17 protein-coding genes are annotated in these 17,942 nt (G+C 72.1%); 8 read left to right on the forward strand and 9 right to left on the reverse strand.

Going from position 1 to position 17,942, the window contains the following annotated elements; translation table 11 throughout:
- Nucleotides 1-50: 50 nt before the first annotated feature.
- A complete protein-coding gene (locus OHU34_RS04365; protein WP_142267622.1) occupies nucleotides 51-1,646 on the forward strand; it encodes a serine hydrolase in 1,596 nt (531 codons plus the stop codon).
- A 28-nt stretch (nucleotides 1,647-1,674) separates the two neighbouring features.
- Here the strand turns inward: OHU34_RS04365 and OHU34_RS04370 are convergent, their stop codons facing one another.
- Nucleotides 1,675-3,306 carry a serine/threonine-protein kinase gene (locus OHU34_RS04370; protein ID WP_142267621.1) on the reverse strand — a complete coding sequence of 544 codons (1,632 nt, stop codon included), beginning with the start codon at nucleotides 3,304-3,306 and terminating at the stop codon, nucleotides 1,675-1,677.
- Between the two features lie 242 nt (nucleotides 3,307-3,548).
- Between OHU34_RS04370 and OHU34_RS04375 the strand changes: the two genes are divergently transcribed.
- The gene (locus OHU34_RS04375) at nucleotides 3,549-4,121 is read left to right on the forward strand and encodes a hypothetical protein (RefSeq protein WP_405764851.1); all 573 of its coding nucleotides are present in this window, start codon (nucleotides 3,549-3,551) and stop codon (nucleotides 4,119-4,121) included.
- Nucleotides 4,122-4,170: 49 nt separating this feature from the next.
- Here OHU34_RS04375 and OHU34_RS04380 read toward each other — a convergent pair whose 3' ends face one another.
- Nucleotides 4,171-4,656, reverse strand: coding sequence for a roadblock/LC7 domain-containing protein (locus OHU34_RS04380; RefSeq protein ID WP_142267620.1), 486 nt, complete (start codon nucleotides 4,654-4,656; stop codon nucleotides 4,171-4,173).
- A gap of 398 nt (nucleotides 4,657-5,054) precedes the next feature.
- Between OHU34_RS04380 and OHU34_RS04385 the strand changes: the two genes are divergently transcribed.
- A complete protein-coding gene (locus OHU34_RS04385; RefSeq protein ID WP_230193612.1) occupies nucleotides 5,055-5,477 on the forward strand; it encodes a pyridoxamine 5'-phosphate oxidase family protein in 423 nt (140 codons plus the stop codon).
- A 292-nt stretch (nucleotides 5,478-5,769) separates the two neighbouring features.
- Nucleotides 5,770-6,471, forward strand: coding sequence for a CBS domain-containing protein (locus OHU34_RS04390; protein WP_142267618.1), 702 nt, complete (start codon nucleotides 5,770-5,772; stop codon nucleotides 6,469-6,471).
- Between the two features lie 201 nt (nucleotides 6,472-6,672).
- On the opposite strand, the gene OHU34_RS04395 is transcribed toward OHU34_RS04390, so the two are convergent.
- A complete protein-coding gene (locus OHU34_RS04395; protein WP_405764853.1) occupies nucleotides 6,673-7,497 on the reverse strand; it encodes a universal stress protein in 825 nt (274 codons plus the stop codon).
- 309 nt (nucleotides 7,498-7,806) lie between these two features.
- Between OHU34_RS04395 and OHU34_RS04400 the strand changes: the two genes are divergently transcribed.
- Complete coding sequence (locus OHU34_RS04400; RefSeq protein ID WP_142267616.1) at nucleotides 7,807-8,688, forward strand: universal stress protein; 882 nt, start codon at nucleotides 7,807-7,809, stop codon at nucleotides 8,686-8,688.
- A gap of 41 nt (nucleotides 8,689-8,729) precedes the next feature.
- Here the strand turns inward: OHU34_RS04400 and OHU34_RS04405 are convergent, their stop codons facing one another.
- The 5 genes from OHU34_RS04405 to OHU34_RS04425 form a co-directional block, all read right to left on the reverse strand.
- Complete coding sequence (locus OHU34_RS04405; protein WP_230193611.1) at nucleotides 8,730-9,626, reverse strand: universal stress protein; 897 nt, start codon at nucleotides 9,624-9,626, stop codon at nucleotides 8,730-8,732.
- Nucleotides 9,627-9,706: 80 nt separating this feature from the next.
- Complete coding sequence (locus tag OHU34_RS04410; protein ID WP_230193610.1) at nucleotides 9,707-10,606, reverse strand: universal stress protein; 900 nt, start codon at nucleotides 10,604-10,606, stop codon at nucleotides 9,707-9,709.
- 63 nt (nucleotides 10,607-10,669) lie between these two features.
- Nucleotides 10,670-13,102, reverse strand: a complete 2,433-nt coding sequence (locus tag OHU34_RS04415; RefSeq protein ID WP_405764858.1) for a glycoside hydrolase family 65 protein — start codon at nucleotides 13,100-13,102, stop codon at nucleotides 10,670-10,672.
- Nucleotides 13,099-13,857, reverse strand: coding sequence for an HAD family phosphatase (locus OHU34_RS04420; protein ID WP_142267613.1), 759 nt, complete (start codon nucleotides 13,855-13,857; stop codon nucleotides 13,099-13,101). Before OHU34_RS04420 ends, OHU34_RS04415 begins: the two co-directional genes overlap by 4 nt.
- A gap of 48 nt (nucleotides 13,858-13,905) precedes the next feature.
- The gene (locus OHU34_RS04425) at nucleotides 13,906-14,781 is read right to left on the reverse strand and encodes a universal stress protein (RefSeq protein ID WP_142268223.1); all 876 of its coding nucleotides are present in this window, start codon (nucleotides 14,779-14,781) and stop codon (nucleotides 13,906-13,908) included.
- A gap of 307 nt (nucleotides 14,782-15,088) precedes the next feature.
- Here OHU34_RS04425 and OHU34_RS04430 point away from each other — a divergent pair, with 307 nt between their 5' ends.
- Nucleotides 15,089-15,817, forward strand: coding sequence for a CBS domain-containing protein (locus OHU34_RS04430; protein WP_230193609.1), 729 nt, complete (start codon nucleotides 15,089-15,091; stop codon nucleotides 15,815-15,817).
- Nucleotides 15,818-15,879: 62 nt separating this feature from the next.
- The gene (locus OHU34_RS04435) at nucleotides 15,880-16,101 is read left to right on the forward strand and encodes a hypothetical protein (RefSeq protein ID WP_405764865.1); all 222 of its coding nucleotides are present in this window, start codon (nucleotides 15,880-15,882) and stop codon (nucleotides 16,099-16,101) included.
- 333 nt (nucleotides 16,102-16,434) lie between these two features.
- Here the strand turns inward: OHU34_RS04435 and OHU34_RS04440 are convergent, their stop codons facing one another.
- Entirely contained in the window at nucleotides 16,435-16,638 is a 204-nt protein-coding gene (locus OHU34_RS04440; RefSeq protein WP_235034604.1) for a hypothetical protein, read from the reverse strand.
- Nucleotides 16,639-17,230: 592 nt separating this feature from the next.
- Here OHU34_RS04440 and OHU34_RS04445 point away from each other — a divergent pair.
- A complete protein-coding gene (locus tag OHU34_RS04445; protein WP_142267612.1) occupies nucleotides 17,231-17,887 on the forward strand; it encodes a CBS domain-containing protein in 657 nt (218 codons plus the stop codon).
- Nucleotides 17,888-17,942: the final 55 nt, after the last annotated feature.

Here is a 17,942-nt window from a genome sequence, read left to right on the forward strand (position 1 = left end):
CCGAGTCGCGCACAGGACTCGGCAGGACACCGTTCCCGGCGAGGCGTTCAATGGTCTGCATGGGTGTTCGGCAGACGACGACTCGCCACCGGGCGAAGGCCCCGGCCGCCTTGGCGGTGGCCGCGCTCCTGCTCGTCCCCGGTGTCCTCGCCGCCGCTCCCCCGCCCCAGCCGCCTGCGCAGCTGACGGCGGCGGAGGTCAACGCGGCCGTGGGGAAGCTCGACGGGATCGTGCGGGACGGGATGGAACGGACGGGCGTGCCCGGGGTCGCGGTCGCCGTCGTGTACAAGGACCGGGTCGCGTACCTGAAGGGCTTCGGTGTCCGCCACGAAGGCCGGTCCGCCCGGATCGACCCCGACACGGTGTTCGAGCTGGCGTCACTGTCCAAGCCGCTGGCGTCGACCGTCGTCGCCGGAGCGGTGGGCGAGGGCGACGAGAAGATCGGCTGGGACGACCCCGTGGACGCCCATCTGCCCGGCTTCGCCCTCAAGGACCCGTGGGTGACGCGGAACGTCACGGTGGCCGATCTGTTCGCCCACCGCAGCGGCCTGCCCGACCACTCGGGCGATCTGCTGGAGGACCTCGGCTACGACCGCGACTACATCCTCAGCCATCTCCGGTACGAGCCCCTGGCCCCGTTCCGCGCCTCCTACGCCTACACCAACTACGGCCCGACGGCGGCCGGTCAGGCGGTCGCGAACGCCGAGGGCACGACCTGGGAGAAGCTCTCCGAGGACACCCTGTACAAGCCCGCCGGGATGGACTCCACCAGCTCCCTCTTCGCCGACTACGAGGCCGCGAAGAACCGGGCCGACCTGCATGTGAAGGCCCCCGACGGCACCTGGCGGGCCCAGTACGTGCGCGACGCCGACGCCCAGTCCCCGGCGGGCGGCGCCAGTTCCTCCGCCCGGGACATGTCCCGCTGGCTGCGCCTCCAGCTGGCGAACGGCAAGCTCGACGGCGAGCAGATCATCCCGGCCGAACAGCTGGAGCGCACCCACCTCCCCGCGATCGTCTCCAACCCCCCGCAGACGCCGGCCGGCCGCACGGGTTTCTACGGCCTCGGCTGGAACGTCGGCTACGACGACCTGGGCCGCCTGCGCCTGAGCCACTCGGGCGCCTTCGCCCTCGGCGCGAACACCAACGTCACCATGCTTCCCGCGGAGCAACTGGGCATCGTGGTCCTCACCAACGGCAAGCCGCTCGGGCTTCCCGACGCCATCGCGGAGACCTTCTTCGACACCGCCGAGCACGGGAAGGCCACGGCCGACTGGCTCGACCTGATCGGGAAGGTCTACGCACAGCAGGAACAGGCGGAGGTCTCGCCCACCGACTACTCCACCCCGCCCGCCGACGCGGCCGCCGCCCGCCCCGACGCCGCCTACACGGGGACGTACGCCAACAGCTTCTACGGTCCGCTGACCGTCTCCGCGTCCGGCGGCGAACTGACCATGCGGCTGGGCCCGAAGCCGACGACGTTCCGGCTGACCCACTACGACGGGGACACGTTCAGCTTCCGGACGGTCGGCGAGAACGCCGTCGGACTGTCCGGCGTCACCTTCCAAGGCGACCGCGACGGCAAGGCGACCCGGGTGACCGTGGAGGCGTTCGACGAGACCGGCCTGGGCACCTTCACCCGCGAATAGCGCGAGCGCGCGAACCGGCGGCCGGGAGTCAGCCGTCGTCGCGCGGGTGGGTCTCGATCACCCGGGCCCGCACATCGGCCCTGAGGTAGGCGCTGCCGTAGTCGTCGGACAGATAGACGCTCATCGTCGGCCCGGTGTCGAAGACGGAGGAGCCCGGGTTGATCACCAGGTAACGGCTCGTCGGCTCGGCGACGCCCAGGACCTCGGTGGCCCTGGCGAGCAACGCGGGCACGGCGTCCCAGTCGTAGACGTCCAGGTCGACGGGGATCGCGCCGGTCATGACGGTGCCGCCCGGCCCGTCCTTCACCGCCACGTCGCCGCCCCGGTACATGTACCGGTCGTAGAGCTTCGGACGACCGGCGACGGGGGCGTCGGCGATGGCGTACTCCCCGTACACCACGAGGCTGGTGACCTTCGTCCCGCCCATGGTGGCGGTCAGCTTCGCCACGGCCGTTCTGAGGCCCTTCCCGCTGAGCAGGTCGACCTTCTCCGCGGCGGCGACCCCGCCGGACGAGCCGCCGGAGGACCCGCCGGAGGACGTCTGCCGGGCGCTCTGCGACACGGACGGCTTCGGCGTGGCCGCACCGCCGGTGTCGCCGTCGTCGGTGTTCGGGAGCAGCGTCCACACCAGCACACCCGTCAGTGCCGTGCCGAGGACGGCTCCGGTGATGGCCTTGCCACGGGTCCGGCGTCCTCGGGTCGGAGCGGTGGTGTGCGGCGGGGCGGGGGTGACGCCTGCGGGCGCGGGCGGGGCGAGCGGGTAGGAGGTCGGCGGGGCGTGCGGGACCGACGTCGGCGCCGGCTGCGACGGACCGGGCGCGTCCCCGGTCACGGCCGCGAGCATCCGGTCGACCTCCGCCGCGTCGGGGCGGGCCTGCGGGTCGCGCACGAGCAGAGCCTTGAGGACACCGGTCAGCGGGCCGGCCCGGCGCGGTTCGGGCACGTCCTCGCCGAGCACGGCGGCCAGCGTGGCGAGCGTGCTCGCCCTGCGCAGCGGATGGTGGCCCTCCACGGCGACGTACAGCAGCATCCCCAGCGACCAGAGGTCGGCGGCGGGGCCGCCCTCCTTGCCGCTGACCCGTTCCGGCGCCATGAAGTCGGGCGAGCCGATGACGGCGCCGGTGGCGGTGAGACCGGCGGACTCGCGGACGGCGGCGATACCGAAGTCGGTGAGCACGGGTCGCCCGTCGGGGCGGAGCAGAACGTTGGCGGGCTTCACATCGCGGTGCTCGATGCCGACGGCGTGCGCGGCGCGCAGCGCGGACAGCACCTCGCGGCCCAGGCGCGCGGCCTCGGCCGGCGTCAGCACGCCCCGGTCGAGCCGGTCCTGGAGGGAACCGCCCTCGACCAGTTCCATCACGATCCACGGATACGTGCTCTCGCCACCGTCGACGATGTGGTGGATCGTCACGACGTTGGGGTGGTGGACGCGGGCCAGCGCGCGGGCCTCGCGCAGGACGCGCTCACGCAGTGTCCGGGCGCCCTCGGGGTCGTACTCGGCGAGATCCGGGTCCGGGGGCCGCACCTCCTTCACGGCCACGTCCCGACGCAGCGCCAGGTCGTGGGCCCGCCACACCAGGCCCATGCCTCCGCCGCCGAGTCGCCCGACCAGTTCGAAACGGCCGTCGACGACGCGTCTGTGGGGTTCCGCTGTGCTCATGGAGGGAGCTTAGGGGTACGGACCGACAGGCGGTGCGTCGGCCGGAAGGGCACAGCGCGAATGGCCCGCGGGAGTCCCGGGCATGCTGTGAGCGAGGTCACTTCCGCCGGGCCGTGCGGGACCACTCCCGGACCGCTCCCCCATTCGCTCGTCGCCCTCCCCCACGAAGGACATGTGCTTTGGCTCTTATGTACCCTGACGCCCCATCGGCCCGCCGTCCGGGCCGCTGCTGGACGATCCGTGTGGTCGGGCACCGGGACCGCACCGCGTCGGTCACCTGCTCCTCGCCGTGCGTGATGCCGCCGCGCTCCCGGGACATCGCGGCTCTGCGCCGCTTCGCGGTGGCCCACGCGGCCGCGCACGCCAGAGCGGCGGCGGTGCACCCCGACGCCGCCTGCTGGTGCCGTCGCCAGCGGTGCGCGCTGCACGAGGGCACCCGGGTCGCCTGCGCGGGCTCCGTCGTCCTCGTCCTGCGGCACGACCCGGCGGTCGGCCAGGTGTGGACCCTCAGCGAAGTCTGCGCCGCCTGCGCCCCGTTGCTGCCCCACGCGCGCGTACTGACCCGTGCGGCGCCACCCCCGCCCCGCGTTCCGGCCCCGGACCCGGCACCGGTCACGGGGACAGGCACGGAGACCGGCCGGGAAGCGGGCACAGGACCGGCGCCCTCCGGGCCGACGACGCCGACCGTGGGGCCACCGCGTCTCGTCCCCGGCGGGTTCAGCGCCCCCTCGTCGGGAGCGGGTGCGGGCCCGGAACGGGGTGGCGACCGACGGCGCGGGGTCGGCGGACGCCGCGGCCGGGCCACCGGGTCGTAGGCACTCCCGACGGAGTCCGTCGGTTTCCGCCGGTTTCCGCCGGAGTCCGTCAGGGCTCGTATCGGGACTGCGGCGGGATGCGTATGGGCAGAGCGCCGAGGATCCGGCCGCGGAACTGCGGAGCCGGTGACTCGCCGCCATGGACGACGGGCCCGTCGTCCATGGACCGCGCCGCCAGCAGCTCGGCGATGCGCGCCCCGCCGCGCCGCCCCTCCAGGTGCAGACGGCCGACGTTGGCCCGGTCGTCGGCGAGCAACGTCAGGACGGCCGACGGCCCGGCCGCGTACGTCGCGAGGTAGCCCCCGGCCCCGCGCACCAGCAGCTCGCGGAACTCGCCGCGGTCGGCGAGGTCGACCATCCGGCGCCCCACGCCGAGCGCCGCCGCGGTGAGCGCGGCCAGCCCTTCCGGCTGCACGTCCGGCATGTCCTCGGCGAGGACGAGACCGTCGGCACCGGCCGCCAACGCCCCCGTCAGCTCAGGTATCCGGGTACGCAGCCGGTGCAGTTCGTTCAGAACCTCGGTCTCGACGGCCATGACCGTTGCCCCTTCGGCGCGTTGTCGGCTGACGCGGATCAAGTGCGGTGCGGCGCGCGGTGGTTCAGCTACTCCTGAGGCTACGGAAGGGAACGACCGGAAGCGATGGCTCCGGCATTTTCATTTGGAACATGCCAGGCGGCCGGGATCCGTCGCCGGACCCGCCGCCGGGCCCAGGCGCCCTACCTGCGTTTTTGCGGTTCAGAAGCCTCTCCACCCGGCAAGGAGTCGTATGTGTGGGCAGGCTTCGCCTGGCTTTTCAGGACTCGTGCCGGCCAAGGGTGTCCCGCGAGAGGGGCTGCCCGCTGCCCCGCAGGTCCTCGCCCGCGGAACGGCGCGGCTCGGACGGGGGCCGACCGGCCCTACCCCCGCGCGACGGCCACGGGGACCATGGACCGATGTTGCACAACGACTCCACGCGCGCACTCGACCGGCAGGAGTGCCTACGCCTGCTGGCCAGGGCACCGGTCGGCAGGGTGGTGTACACCCGGCAGGCACTGCCCGCCGTCCTCCCGGTCAACTTCGCCCTCGACTCCGACGCCTCTGTCCTGCTGTACACCTCGGCCGGATCCGACCTTGTCCGCGCCATCGCCGGCGTCGTGGTCGCCTTCGAGGCGGACGAGTACCACCCGGCCGACCGGTCGGGGTGGAGTGTCGTCGTCACCGGCCGGGCCACGGTGGTGACGGATCCTGCCGAGCAGCAGCGGCTGTCGCAGACCGGCCCTCACTCCTGGATGCCCGTGCAGGACGGGGTCTTCGTACGGATCGAGTCGGAGATCGTCACCGGACGCGACCTCAGGGGAACAACAGCCACGCAGTGAGGCGCGGCGCGCATCGGCCCGCCGGACGGCGCTTCCGGGCCCCACGGACCGGGGTGGAGTCGCCGGCGTGAGGTCAGTGCGCCGTGACCGGCCCATGCGCACCAGGCGTAGGGCCTCACTCGCCGGGCGGCCGAGGGGGCGAGTGGACTGCGGCCATCCGACCTCGATCGCGGGATCGGCGAAGCCCGGAGCGGCGAATCCGTGGGGAAGGGGCCGACCGGCCCATGCGGCAGCCGCATGCCAGGCGGAGAGTGGAAGGAGGAACACACACGACATCAGGAGGCGGGAGTCCATGTGGCACCGAATGGTGAGCGACCTCATGACCGCGCCGGTCGTCCGAGTGCGCCGGGACACCGGCTTCAAGGAGATCGCCAAACTGCTTGCCGAGTACGACATCACCGCCGTACCGGTCGTGGACGACGACGAACATCCGGTGGGCGTGGTCTCCGAGGCGGATCTGCTGCGCAAGGAAGCCTCTCACCTGGACCCGGCCGGCCTGTCGCCCTCTCCGCACCTTGCACCCACATCGAGGACGAAGGCCGAGGCTGCGACGGCCGAGGGGCTGATGAACAGCCCTGTCGTGACCGCCAGGCCCGGGTGGACCGCAGTGGAAGCCGCCCAGGTGATGGAACGCAACCACGTCAAGCGGCTGCCCGTGGTCGACGAGACAGGCACGCTGGTCGGCGTGATCAGCCGCGCCGACCTGCTCAGCGTCTTCCTGCGCGGGGACAGCGCGATCCGGGAGGAGATCACCGGGGAGGTGCTCCTGCGCACTCTCGGAATCACCCCCGACGGGATCGACGTGCGCGTCGTCGACGGACGGGTCGCGCTGAAGGGCACGGTCGAGCGCAAGTCGCTCGTCCCGGTCGTCGTCCGTCTGTGCCAGGGCGTGGACGGGGTGGTCGACGTCTCCGCCGACCTGCGCCACCGGGTCGACGACATTCAGGCGGAACCGGAGCCCGGAGCTTCTCGCCGTGCCGGACTTGCCACGTGAGCGCGGTCGGCTGCGTCGGCTCCCCGGGGACTGCACCGACCTGGCACGAGCGCTACCCGCGTGCCTTGTTCGACTTCAACCTGGGCGTGCTGCGCTGAAGCCGGCGGGTCACCTACTACTCCTACGGCTGCCGCCACCACGGCTGCGATCAGAAGCTCCCCGTCGATCAGAAGCTCCCCGTCGGCCTTGTCATCGGCCTTGTCATCGGGTTTCCTCCTCCGCACGGATCACCGCGACGGGGCAGTCGGCGTGCCGCAGGGTCGCTCGGCTGATCCGGGTCCGGGACGCGGCCGTCCAGCCGACACAACCGTTCATGCCGACCACGACGAGCTGCGCGCGGGCGCTCGCCTCGACGACCGCCCGCCGGATGCCGCCCCGGACACGAGGACGGCGCACGACGATGTCCGGGTTGCTCCTTCGCAGCGTGGACAGGGTGGCCGCGAACCCGTTCCGGGGCTTCCCTGTCCGCGTGTCCCACCCGTTGAGCACCACCAGGTCCGTGCCGCGGGCGGACGCCTCGGCGAAGGCGAACTCGGCCGCCGCTCGGCCGCCCCTCCCGTGATCGCCGACCAGTACGACCGGACCGGCCGGGTCCGGTCTGCCCCGCACCATCAGTACCGGGGACCGTCCGTGGGCGGCCAACCGCACGGCGAGGGAGCCGCGTCGGCTGCCTGCGGCCCGGCTCGGCGGCCGGCTGCCGACGACGGTGAGCGACGCCCGGCGGGACTCTGTCTCCAGCACCGTCATGGGTTCACCCATGAGGACCGTGCGCGTGACGCTCAGCCCGGGAGCGGCGCCACGGGCCCGGCGCTCTGCCTCCGTCAGCGCGCTGTTCACCGAGCCGTGCACCCGGGACCCGCCCGGATCCCATGGCGGCACGCCCGGCGGCACACGGGTCGCCGACCACTCGAAGGCGTGTGTCAGCTGCAGTTCCACCCCCAGACGGTCCGCCTCGCGTGCGGCGGCCTCCACCGCGGCCATGCTCGTCGCCGAGCCGTCCACTCCCACCAGTACGGGGCCGCTCATGACGGCTCCCCCCTTCCCTTCACATGCTTCTGAGGACCGGGGAACCCTGCTCCCCGGCTCGGAGACGGACGGCCGCGTGCCGTCGGCCTCGCGGTCGGCGCCGCGAGGCCGACGGAACCCTGCCCGGCTTCCTGACCCCACGTTCTCCTGGCACGGGGTACGCCGACAGGGGCCGACCGGCTCCCCGCGGCGCACCGTCCGGCCCTTGTCCCCGCCGGCCGGGGGTCCGGACGATGGAGGGACCGGAGGAAACAGCAAGCGTCAGCCGATCCGTCGGGCGCCTGCCGCGTCGAGCACAGGAGGTGCCCCATGACCGGACCCGTCGTAGTGGGACTCGACGGTTCTCCCGGGAGCGTGACTGCCGCATGGTGGGCCGCCGACCAGGCCGCTCGAAGGAACCTGCCCCTGGTTCTCCTCCACTCGTGGACCGATCGACCGCTGACCGTGCCCTTCCCGCAGGAGGTCCGAAGCAGCCAGCGGCACGGGCGGGATGTGCTCCAGCGCATGGAGACCGAGCTGCTGCATCGGTACGGCGATCTGAGATTGACGACGGAACTGGTGTCGGACACGGCCGCTCACACCCTCGTCGAACACAGCGAAAGCGCGTCCTTGCTGGTGCTCGGGTCTCGCGGCCTCGGTTCGATGGCGGGTTTTCTGCTCGGTTCCATCAGCCTGCATGTGCTGGGCCTCACACAGTGCCCGGCTGTCACCGTCAGAGCGGGTGATCCCTCCGTCGAAGCCGAAGCCGGCCGGAGCAACCCGGCGACGGACCGCGACGAGGTCGTGGTCGGCGTGCAGAACCCGGGACCGACGAGCGACCCGCTGCTGGAGGTCGGTTTCACCGCCGCGAAGTCGTACGGCATCGGGGTAAGGGTCGTGCGTGCCGTGCCTCGTTCCGCCCCGCACCTGACCTCTGTCGGCGGCGAGGACGGCCACCGCGACTCGACGGAGGACTCGGCACTCACCACCACGTTGGCGCGGTGGCGCGAGACGCTCCCCGACGTCCCCGTCGTGCAGCAGGTCGTCACCGGATCGGCTGCCCATGCGCTCCTGTCGGCCACCCCGCACAGCCGGCTCACGGTGGTGGGCCGCCACAGTCATCCGTCCCACCTGACGTGGAAGCTCGGGCCTGTCGCCCACGCGGTGCTGCACCACGCTCCGGGCCCCGTCGCCGTCGTGCCGCATGACTGAGGGCGCCTGTGACGGGGAGCGCTGCCTCCTGCTCTGCGCCGTCAGTCGTGCGCGACCAGCACGACCGGCCGGCTCACGTGGTGGATCAGCGCGTGGGCGACCGGCCCGGTGTGCGGGCCGATCGCGGTACGCCGCTTCCGGCGGCCGACCACCAGCAGCCCGCCCCCACCCGCGGCGCGCACGAGGACGTGGGCCGCGCGCCCTTCGTGCAGGTTCTCCCGGACGACCACGTCGGGGTACTTCGCGCACCACGGGCCGAGCATCTCCGCGAGCTCGCGCTCGGCCTCCGCCCTGGCCCGGGTGTTCTCCTCGACCCCCGGGACGCCCCTGGCGCGCGGCACGCGCCAGGCGTGGACGGCGCGCAGTGGGGCCTGCCGGAGTTCAGCCGCGCGGAAGGCGAAGTCCAGGACATCGTCGCAGGGCCCGTCGGTGTCGACGGCGACCACGACATCCCGGTAGGGGGTATGCGTCGATGCCTTCCCCGAGCCGTCGGGGTGGCGTTCGTCCGTCGCCGTCTCACCTCCACGCACCAGGACGACGGGCCGGTCCACGTGAGCCACGGTCGACATGGCCACCGATCCCGACATGAACCCGCCGACGCTGCCCGTCCCCTGGCTACCGATGACCAGCAGCTCCGCGTTCGCCGCCTCGGCGAGGAGTGCGGGGCCGGGCTGCCTGCGCACCTGCTCGGCGGCGATGTACAACCGCGGATAGCGATCGTTCAGTTGTTCGACAGCCGTGTGCAGCAAGCGGCGGGCACGGTACTGCGGGGCGCGGATCTCGGGCAGGTCGGCATCGGTGACGTCGTCGGGCAGTCCCTCCCAGGCGTGCACCAGCCGGAGCGGCAGCCCTCTCAGCAGGGCTTCCCTGGCCGCCCAGTCGGCAGCGGCGAGGCTCTGTCGCGAGCCGTCCAGACCGACCACCACCGGCCTCGCCATGACCGTCACCTCCTTCGTCCGGCTGGGCCGAGGCCCGGTCTCCGACGCACCCCGGCCGCTCAGCGCGGTCCCGGATGTGCCTACATATGGGGGACGACCGCCACGGGGCAGCCGACGTGATGGATCGCGGCGTGGGTGACGGGTCCGGTGCGCGGGCCGACGGGCCGTTCGTCGAGGCGGTGCCCCACGACCAGGAGACCCGCTCCGGTCGAGGCCCGGACGAGCACGGTCGTGGGCTTGTCCTCCACCACCGTCTCCAGGACCTCCACGTCGGGGTACTTCCGGCGCCACGGCTGGAGCACGGCCTTGAGGAAGCCCAGCCACTCCTCGCCCCGCCGGGGTTCGTCCACCAGGCCGATGTCACCTGCGCCGAGCCCGAGCGGGCCGGGCGCGTGCCAGGCGTGCACGGTCCGCAGGCGCGCGTGCCGGAGACGGGCCGCCTCGAAGGCGAACTCGACGACCTCGTCGCAGGCATCGGCGAGATCGACGGCCAGCACCACGTCCCGGTATCCGGTGTCGGTCGAGGTGTCGCCGTCGTCCGTCGGCACGTGTTCGTCCGACGCCTCCTCTCCGGCCCGGACGAGGACGACGGGGCGGGTGGCCTTCGCGACCACGCCGAGCGCTACGGAACCCACGAGGAATCCGGTGAAGCCGCTCAGGCCGCGTGAGCCCAGGACGATCATGTCGGCCTGGTCCGCGGCCTTCGACAGGGCGGCGGTGGCCGGACCCTCCATCTGCTCGTCGGAGAGGCGGACGTCCGGGCACTCGACACGGACCCGCTCCTCCGCCTGCCGCAGGGCACGCCGGGCCAGGTGCCGTTGAGCGGCGCCCGCCGTCTCGTGCTCCTGACGGGGGTGCCAGTCCCGGACATGCACCAGGTGCAGCCATCGGTCACGTCGCCGGGCCTCGCGGGCCGCCCACGCGGCGGCGGCCAGGCTCTCGGCGGATCCGTCCACTCCGGCGACAACGGGAAGAAGCATCTCGGCACCTCCAGCGACAGCACTCTCATCCGCTTCCAGCGTCGTACCGAACCCGGAGCGGGGTCAGGGGCCGGCAGGTCCTCTCACAGGGCCGTCCGGCCCCTTCGGCCCGGGAGCGACAGCCGGCACCGGGAGCGACAGCCGGCACGTCTCCCCCGGCTGCACGCGGACCGTCCGGTCCGGCAGCCGGATGTCGATCGGTGCACGGTCGGACGGCGGCACGGCCACCTCCAGCAGGCCGCTCTCCAGTCGCAGCCGGACGCCCCAGTGCCCCTGGTAGTGAAGGGAGAACCCGTAGGAAGAGAGTTCCGGCAGCGGTACGGGGTCGAGCCACAGCGCGCCCGCGCGGGTCTCCAGTCCGGGCAGTCCGCGTTGGACGAGGTCGAGGGAGCCGGCCATGGCGCCGAGGTGGATGCCTTCTCCCGTGGTACCGCCCTGCAGGTCGGCGACGTCACCGAGCAGGGCTTCCTGGCAGTACGTCCATGCCTCCGCCCGCCGGGACCGGGCCAGGACCCAGCCATGGACCAGGCCGCTGAGAGTGGAACCGTGGCTGGTGCGGTGCAGGTAGTGGTCGACGGTGCGCTGCCAGCCGTCGTCGTCGAGGTGATAGCCCAACCTGCCGAAGAGGGAGCTGAGTTCGGCCGGCGAGAAGAGATAGCCGAGCATCAGGACGTCGGCCTGTTTGGACGCCCGGTACCGGTTGACGGTGTCGCCCTCCGCCTCGAGGATCCGGTCCAGCCGCCGGATGTCGCCGTACCGCTGCCGGTAGGCCTCCCAGTCGAGCTCGGCGAGGCTGCCGTAGCCCTCGAACTGGCTGATGACACCGTCATGGAAGGGCACATGGAGTGTGCGTGAGACGTCCTCCCACTGTTCGAGCTCGCCGTCGTCCAGGCCGGTGCGCTCGGCGAGTTCGCGCCGCCGGGGCTCCGGCAGGGCCCCCAGCACCTCCAGGGTGCGGGTGAGTACCCATGCCGCGGTGACGTTCGTGTACGTGTTGTCGTCGAGGCCGGGTTCCCTCGCGCCGGGATACCCGTCGTGGTACTCGTCGGGGCCCATCACGCCTAGGATGCGGTGCCGGCCCAACTCCTCGTCCCAGGTCGCCGAGTCCGCCCAGAAACGGGCGATCTGCAGCAGCATCTCGGCGCCCTTGGTGTGCAGGAACTCGGCGTCGCCGCTGGCCTCGCAGTACTGCCACACGTTGTACGCCACGGCGGAGCCGACATGCCGCTGGAGCCGGGAGTGGTCGGGCAGCCAGCGTCCCGAGCGGGGGTTGAGGTGCAGCTCCTGTGTCTCCTCGCGCCCGTCGCTGCCGCTCTGCCACGGGTACAGGGCTCCGCGCCGGCCGGCCGCGCGGGCGGCGGCACAGGCCTGGTCGAGGCGACGATGACGGTAGCGGAGCAGGGCGCGGGACACCTCCGGGAAGTGCAGGTTGAGGTACGGCAGCACGAACAGCTCGTCCCAGAAGACATGGCCGCGGTACGCCTCGCCGTGCAGGCCGCGGGCCGGGACGCCGACGTCGAGGTCCGCCGTGTGCGGGGAGAGGGTCTGCAGTACGTGGAACAGGTGCAGCCGCAGGACGCGGCCCGCCTCGCCGGGGACGTCCAGCTCGGCCCTCCGCCACAGCTGGTCCCAGGCCGTCAGGTGTGCTTCGAGCAACTCGTCGAAGGCGGGTGCCGCGCCCACCCGTTGGATCGCGGCGTCCAGCGGGTCACTGATCGCGGGGTCCCGGGAGGTGTGCAGAGCGACGGTCTTGACGACGGTGACCGTACGGCCCGGCAGCAGACTCAGGCGCACTCGCTGACCGGCGCGCGGTCCCTCGTGCCGGTCGGTGACGACGGGCACGTCGGCGGTCAGCCGGGCCGCCATGCCGATCCGGACGTCGGAGGTGCGGGTCCGGCAGCGCAACCACACGGTGTCCGGCGCGGCGGTACCCGTGTGCACGTGGGTCAGGTGGTGGCCGTCCAGTTCCCGGTAGCGCGGTACCCCCGCGTTGGCGACTCCGCCGTCCAGAGCCGCCTCGACCTCGAGGTCTCCGGAGAAGCCCTCGGCCCTGAAGTCGGTGCGCAGACAGGCCAGATGGGGGTCTGCCATGTGTACGAGACGTTGCTGCCGGACGGTGAGCGATCGGCCCTCGCCGAGCGTGTACCGCGTGCTGCGCTCCAGCAGTCCGGAGTCCAGATGCAGCACCTGCCGGTGGTGGAGGACCTCGGCCGTGTCGGGGCTGAGCCACTGCTGCCCGGAGAGGCGGTACCTCAGGGGCAGCCAGTTCGGGAGGTTGACCATGTCCTCGTTCGCCACCCGGCATCCCGCGACGTCCGTGGTGAGCCGGTCGTAGCAGCCGGCGACGTAGGTGCCGGGGTAGTGCACGTCGTCCGCCGTGCACTCCGGCAACGCCCCGCGGGTGGCGAAGTACCCGTTGCCCAGTGTGCACAGCGACTCCCGCAGGCGTTCGTCCGCCGGGTCGTAGCCTTCGTACTCCCAGGTCCGGCCCGTCATCGTCCTGCTCCCTCGACGAGCAACTCCAGGAGATCGTTCACGACGACGTCCGCGCCGTGGCGCAGGAGTCGCCTTCGGGTGTCCGGACCGTCGGCGCGGTCCACACCGACGACCAGGGCGAATCCGCCGCGACGGCCCCCTTCGACGCCTGCCAGGGCGTCCTCCACGACCGCGGCGCGAGCAGGCGGAACACCGAGTCGACGGGCCGCTTCCAGGAACAGGTCGGGCCTCGGCTTGCCCGCCAGCCCCAGGCGAGCCGCCTCACCGCCGTCGACCAGGGCGTCGAAGAGGTCCAGCACGCCCGCTCCGGTGAGCAGTTCGCGGGCGTGCCGTGACGCGGAGGCCGCGGCGACGGGCACCTCGGCGTCACGCAGCGCGCGCACCAGCCGTACCGTCCCGGGATACGCGTCGACACCGTGCTCGCGGAGCCGCTCGGTGAACAGCCGCTCCTTGTCCCCGGCCACCGCGTGCACGGACGCCTCGGTCGGATCGAGACCTCGCGACACCAGGAACGCGGTGGCGCCGTCGAGCCGGGACCTGCCGTCCACGTACCGCAGGTAGTCTTCGCCGGCGTCGAAGGGACGCCGCTGAGCGAGGTCGTCGGGCGGGTGCTCGGTCAGGAAGGTGTCGAAGGCGGTCTTCCAGGCGGCCGCGTGCACCTTCGCCGAATCGGTGATCACTCCGTCCGTGTCGAGGACGACCGCCTCGATGTCCCGCAGCACGGGTGCAAGTACCTCATGGGACCGAGCGGCCATCATCACTCCCCCTGTGCGCGGTCGGACAGGCGTGGACCAGGACAACACTCACACTGTCTGCGGGACGATCGCCACCGGACAGTCCGCGTGGTGGAGCAGGGTGTGCGCCACCCGTCCGATCTGGAGCCCGAGGTGACCGCGCCTGCGCCGGGCTCCGACGATCACGAGGTCGGCGGCGGCCGAGCGGCGCACCAGGACGCTGTGGGCGGGGCCCTCGGCCGTGACCCGCCGCACCCGGACAGCGGAGTGATCGGTTACGCCGTCCCGCAGCAGCGCGTCCAGCAGGGCCGAGGCCCGCTCCTCGTGCCGGCGCACCGGTTCCTCCGCGAGCGCGGGATCGTCGGCACTCTCGTGCGCGGGGCAGCGCCAGGCGCGGACGACGTCGAGGCCGCAGTCGCGTGCCTCGGCCTCCCGGAAGGCGAAGCGAGCGGCTTCGGCACAGGTGACGGGTTCTCCCGCACCCAACAGGACCCGCCCGTGCGAGCCGGCAAGACCGGGCTTGTCGCCTCTGACCACGATCACCGGGCAGTGCGCGCGGGCCGCCACGGCCAGGCCGACCGAGCCGAGGAGCAGTCCCTTCAGCTCACCACGGCCGCGCGATCCCGTCACCACGGCGAAGGCGTCGTTCGCCTCCCGCAGGAGAGCGTCCGCCGCGTCGTCGGCGACGACGTCCGCGGTGACCTTCACCTGGGGATCGCGCAGCTCGGCGCGCTCGGCCGCGGCGGCCACGAGGTTCTCCGCGACCACGCGCTCGGACGGGCGGTCGAGGCCGCCGGAGGGGACAAACCTCTCGTAACGTTCCCAGCGGGACGCGTGCACCAGCCTGAGCGGGAGGCCGTGTCGAGCAGCCTCGTCCACCGCCCAGTCCACCGCGAGCAGGCTCGCGCCCGATCCGTCGACGCCCACGACCAGGGGGAGTGTCATCATCCCCACCGCCTTCCGTCGGACGGCCCCAAGGGCGCTCGGGGCCATGCCCCCACCGTCTCACCGGTCGGCTGTTCCTACGAGGGGCGGTTCGGCCCCCGATGGGGCCGTTCGGCCCATGCCGTCGCAGGAAGAGCGCCCGCTGATCGCGGGAACGCCGAACGCGTGGGCCGGGCCGAATGGGCCATTCGGCCCGCGCGTGGCCCACTCAACCTCTTTGGTCCGTCGGTCCCTCGCAGGAAGCTGAACTCGACTCCCCGGAAGGGGTGTTCGTGATCGGGCCCATCCAGGACAGGGAGGCGCAGCGATGAAGCCCACGAGAACAGCCGCTCTCATGGTCGACGAAGTCGTCACCGCGCGGTACGGCACACCGTTCAAGGAAGTGGTACGCCTGCTCGAGGAGCACGGCATCAGCGGGCTTCCGGTGGTCGACGACGACGACAAGGTCATCGGTGTGGTCTCCGAGACCGATCTCATGCTGCGTCAGGCCCGAGAACCACGCGTCTCCGGCGGCCGGACGCGCCGTCTGCGTCTGTTCGGCGGCAGTGCCCGACGGGCCGCCGCCAAGAGCCGGGCAAGGACGGCCGGCGGAGTGATGTCCACGCCCCCCGTCACCGTGCGTGCCGACGCCACCGTCATCGAGGCCGCCCGGTTGATGGCGGACCACCGCATCGAACGGCTTCCGGTGGTGGACGAGGAGAACCGGCTCATCGGCATCGTCACGCGCCGGGACCTGCTCCAGGTATTCCTGCGCACCGACGACGAGATCCGGCGGGACGTACAGCAGGAGGTCTTCGTCAACACGCTCTGGCTGGCCCCGCACACGGTCGAGGCGACCGTGCTGGACGGCGTGGTCACGCTCACCGGCCGGCTGGAACGACGCAGCGAGATCCCCGTCGCGGTGGGCATGACACGACGGCTGGACGGTGTCGTGGATGTCGTCGATCACCTTTCCTACCGGATCGACGACAAGCGCCTTCAGCCTGCCGGACCGGGGATGCGGGGCGTCGCCGACGACTGGCTGCGCAAGCTCTGAACCCGCGCTCCGGCGCCCTCGGTCGTATCTCGGATTCTCAGCGGAGAGAAAGGACAACAGCCATGATCCCCATCGTTCTGATCGTCGCCGCCGTACTGGGCGCCTGCCTGGTCTTCGGCTACAGCTCGTTCGTCGTCGGCTTCTCCCTGATGGTCGTCGGCGTTCTGGGGCTCATCGCCTTCCTGGCGACGCCGGGCGCGGTCCTGCGCCCCGGTGAGCTGGAGTTCGTCGAGGAGCGGCACTACTTCGGCGAGCACGACGACCACCGGGAGTTCCGGAAGTGATCGTCGCCGGATGTCGGCCCTCCTCCCACGACGTCGCTCCGCCGCTGCTGCGGGGCGGCGTTCGTGGGCTCCCTCCATGAATCCGGACCTGGAACTGATCTCCCGCGCCCTGTCCTGTGCGACAGCGGAGGCCACCACCGTTCCCGAACCGGGCATGGTGACTTCACGGCAGATCGCGCGACTCGTGCCGCACGACGGATACATGCTGAGAGGAGTCGACCCTCTCAACGGAGCCGCGTGTCTCCTGGCAGAAGAACACGGTTACGGAGCCGCCTTCTGCCGCGCACCGGAAACCGAGGAGCTCCTCGGCCACGACCGGGGAGCGATCGGCGTTCAGCAGTGCGTCGACATACGATGGTCGCTTGGCTGCTCCAGATGCGTCCTGTGCGGCGGCGTCCGCTGCGTTCGGCTACGCAGCAGGCGGACAGCCAGGGCGTCGAAGGTCGCCGCGAGCACGAACGTCACGCCCGTCGCCAGCACGAACAGGAGCGCGAACCGCTCCCAGAACTCCGGCGTGAGACTCGTACCCACTGTCATCACCCTCCCTGATCGGTGTGTTCTCTCTGAGTCCAGCCAACCGCGAAGGAGGCGAGGGCGCATGAGCCGACCGGTCCGCGCAGAGGTCCGCAAGGTACCTGCACGCAAGCCCGTATGGGCCCGTCGGCCGGTTCACGACCGGATGAGTGCCCCGGATGCGCCCACGCCGCGGCCGATCGGGGCCGATCGGCCCTGGTGGCCGGGCGGTCCTCCGTGGTGTGGTGGAGACGACGGGAGGGGCGCGACACAGACGCGGAGAAGCGATCGACGGCGGTCGTGCACCGCGCAATCAGGATCCGCGAGAAGCGGGTGACGCCCTTCCCGTCCTGTGTTCGCGGCGCCTTCTGGACCTGGCGCGGACATCCGGCGCCGGAAACCGAGTGCGCCGGAGACCGGGTCCGCCGGAAACCGGGTCCGCCGATGGTCCTGAACACCGAACAGCAGCCGGATCGTCCCAGCGGTCGGCGTGCGCGACGTGAGCGAGGCACGGACGACGCCGAGCCCGGGCAGGCGGCCACGCGCGAGGACGCGGGGCGCAGCCGCGGCTCGGCCCGCGTCTCCCGACCTCGTCCGACCCTTCGAGGAGGAGACCATGAACAGCAGCCCGCACGTCGTGAGCGACGTGATGACACGCGCCGTCATCGCCGTCGGCCGCGACGCGTTGTTCAAGGACATCGTCCAGCTCATGGAGCGTTGGAAGGTCAGCGCCCTCCCCGTGCTCGAGGGCGAGGGCCGGGTGATCGGCGTCGTCTCGGAGGCGGATCTGCTGCCGAAGGAAGAGTTCCGGGACAGCGATCCGGACCGGTTCACCCAGCAGCGGAGGCTGTCCGACCTGGCCAAGGCCGGCGCGGTGACTGCCGAGGAACTGATGAGCAGCCCGGCGATCACCGTGCACGGCACCACCACTCTGGCCGAGGCGGCCCGCATCATGGCCCGGCGCGGCGTCAAGCGGCTGCCGGTGATCGACGACGAGGGCATGCTCCAGGGCGTCGTCAGCCGCTCGGATCTGCTCAAGGTGTTCCTGCGCGACGACGAGGAGCTCACCGAGGAGGTGCGCCATGAGGTCGTCGACCGTCTGTTCCCGCTGTCCGCCGACCACATCCGGGTCGAGGTGGCCGAGGGCGTCGTCACCCTCACGGGATGGGTGGAGGGCCCGCGGTTGGTACCGGTGGCCGAACGCCTGGCGCGGGCCGTCGAGGGCGTCGTCGACGTCCGCTGCCACCTCTCCGCACGCCTCGGAGCGGAGTGACCTGCTGTGACGTACCTCGACGAGCGATCGGCGCCCTACGGCGTCGCGCCGCAGC

The organism is Streptomyces sp. NBC_00080, assembly GCF_045041255.1.
Classification (GTDB): domain Bacteria; phylum Actinomycetota; class Actinomycetes; order Streptomycetales; family Streptomycetaceae; genus Streptomyces; species Streptomyces coriariae.

What these genes read in the sequence shown, in the direction of transcription:
- OHU34_RS04395 (WP_405764853.1), bottom strand. Translation starts at nt 7,497, where the DNA reads ATGAGCGGCCCCGTACTGGTGGGAGTGGACGGCTCGGCGACGAGCATG.
- OHU34_RS04365 (WP_142267622.1), top strand. Translation starts at nt 51, where the DNA reads ATGGTCTGCATGGGTGTTCGGCAGACGACGACTCGCCACCGGGCGAAG.
- OHU34_RS04380 (WP_142267620.1), bottom strand. Translation starts at nt 4,656, where the DNA reads ATGGCCGTCGAGACCGAGGTTCTGAACGAACTGCACCGGCTGCGTACC.
- OHU34_RS04420 (WP_142267613.1), bottom strand. Translation starts at nt 13,857, where the DNA reads ATGGCCGCTCGGTCCCATGAGGTACTTGCACCCGTGCTGCGGGACATC.
- OHU34_RS04410 (WP_230193610.1), bottom strand. Translation starts at nt 10,606, where the DNA reads ATGCTTCTTCCCGTTGTCGCCGGAGTGGACGGATCCGCCGAGAGCCTG.
- OHU34_RS04385 (WP_230193612.1), top strand. Translation starts at nt 5,055, where the DNA reads ATGTTGCACAACGACTCCACGCGCGCACTCGACCGGCAGGAGTGCCTA.
- OHU34_RS04425 (WP_142268223.1), bottom strand. Translation starts at nt 14,781, where the DNA reads ATGACACTCCCCCTGGTCGTGGGCGTCGACGGATCGGGCGCGAGCCTG.
- OHU34_RS04405 (WP_230193611.1), bottom strand. Translation starts at nt 9,626, where the DNA reads ATGGCGAGGCCGGTGGTGGTCGGTCTGGACGGCTCGCGACAGAGCCTC.
- OHU34_RS04400 (WP_142267616.1), top strand. Translation starts at nt 7,807, where the DNA reads ATGACCGGACCCGTCGTAGTGGGACTCGACGGTTCTCCCGGGAGCGTG.
- OHU34_RS04390 (WP_142267618.1), top strand. Translation starts at nt 5,770, where the DNA reads ATGTGGCACCGAATGGTGAGCGACCTCATGACCGCGCCGGTCGTCCGA.
- OHU34_RS04445 (WP_142267612.1), top strand. Translation starts at nt 17,231, where the DNA reads ATGAACAGCAGCCCGCACGTCGTGAGCGACGTGATGACACGCGCCGTC.
- OHU34_RS04415 (WP_405764858.1), bottom strand. Translation starts at nt 13,102, where the DNA reads ATGACGGGCCGGACCTGGGAGTACGAAGGCTACGACCCGGCGGACGAA.
- OHU34_RS04430 (WP_230193609.1), top strand. Translation starts at nt 15,089, where the DNA reads ATGAAGCCCACGAGAACAGCCGCTCTCATGGTCGACGAAGTCGTCACC.
- OHU34_RS04370 (WP_142267621.1), bottom strand. Translation starts at nt 3,306, where the DNA reads ATGAGCACAGCGGAACCCCACAGACGCGTCGTCGACGGCCGTTTCGAA.
- OHU34_RS04435 (WP_405764865.1), top strand. Translation starts at nt 15,880, where the DNA reads ATGATCCCCATCGTTCTGATCGTCGCCGCCGTACTGGGCGCCTGCCTG.
- OHU34_RS04440 (WP_235034604.1), bottom strand. Translation starts at nt 16,638, where the DNA reads ATGACAGTGGGTACGAGTCTCACGCCGGAGTTCTGGGAGCGGTTCGCG.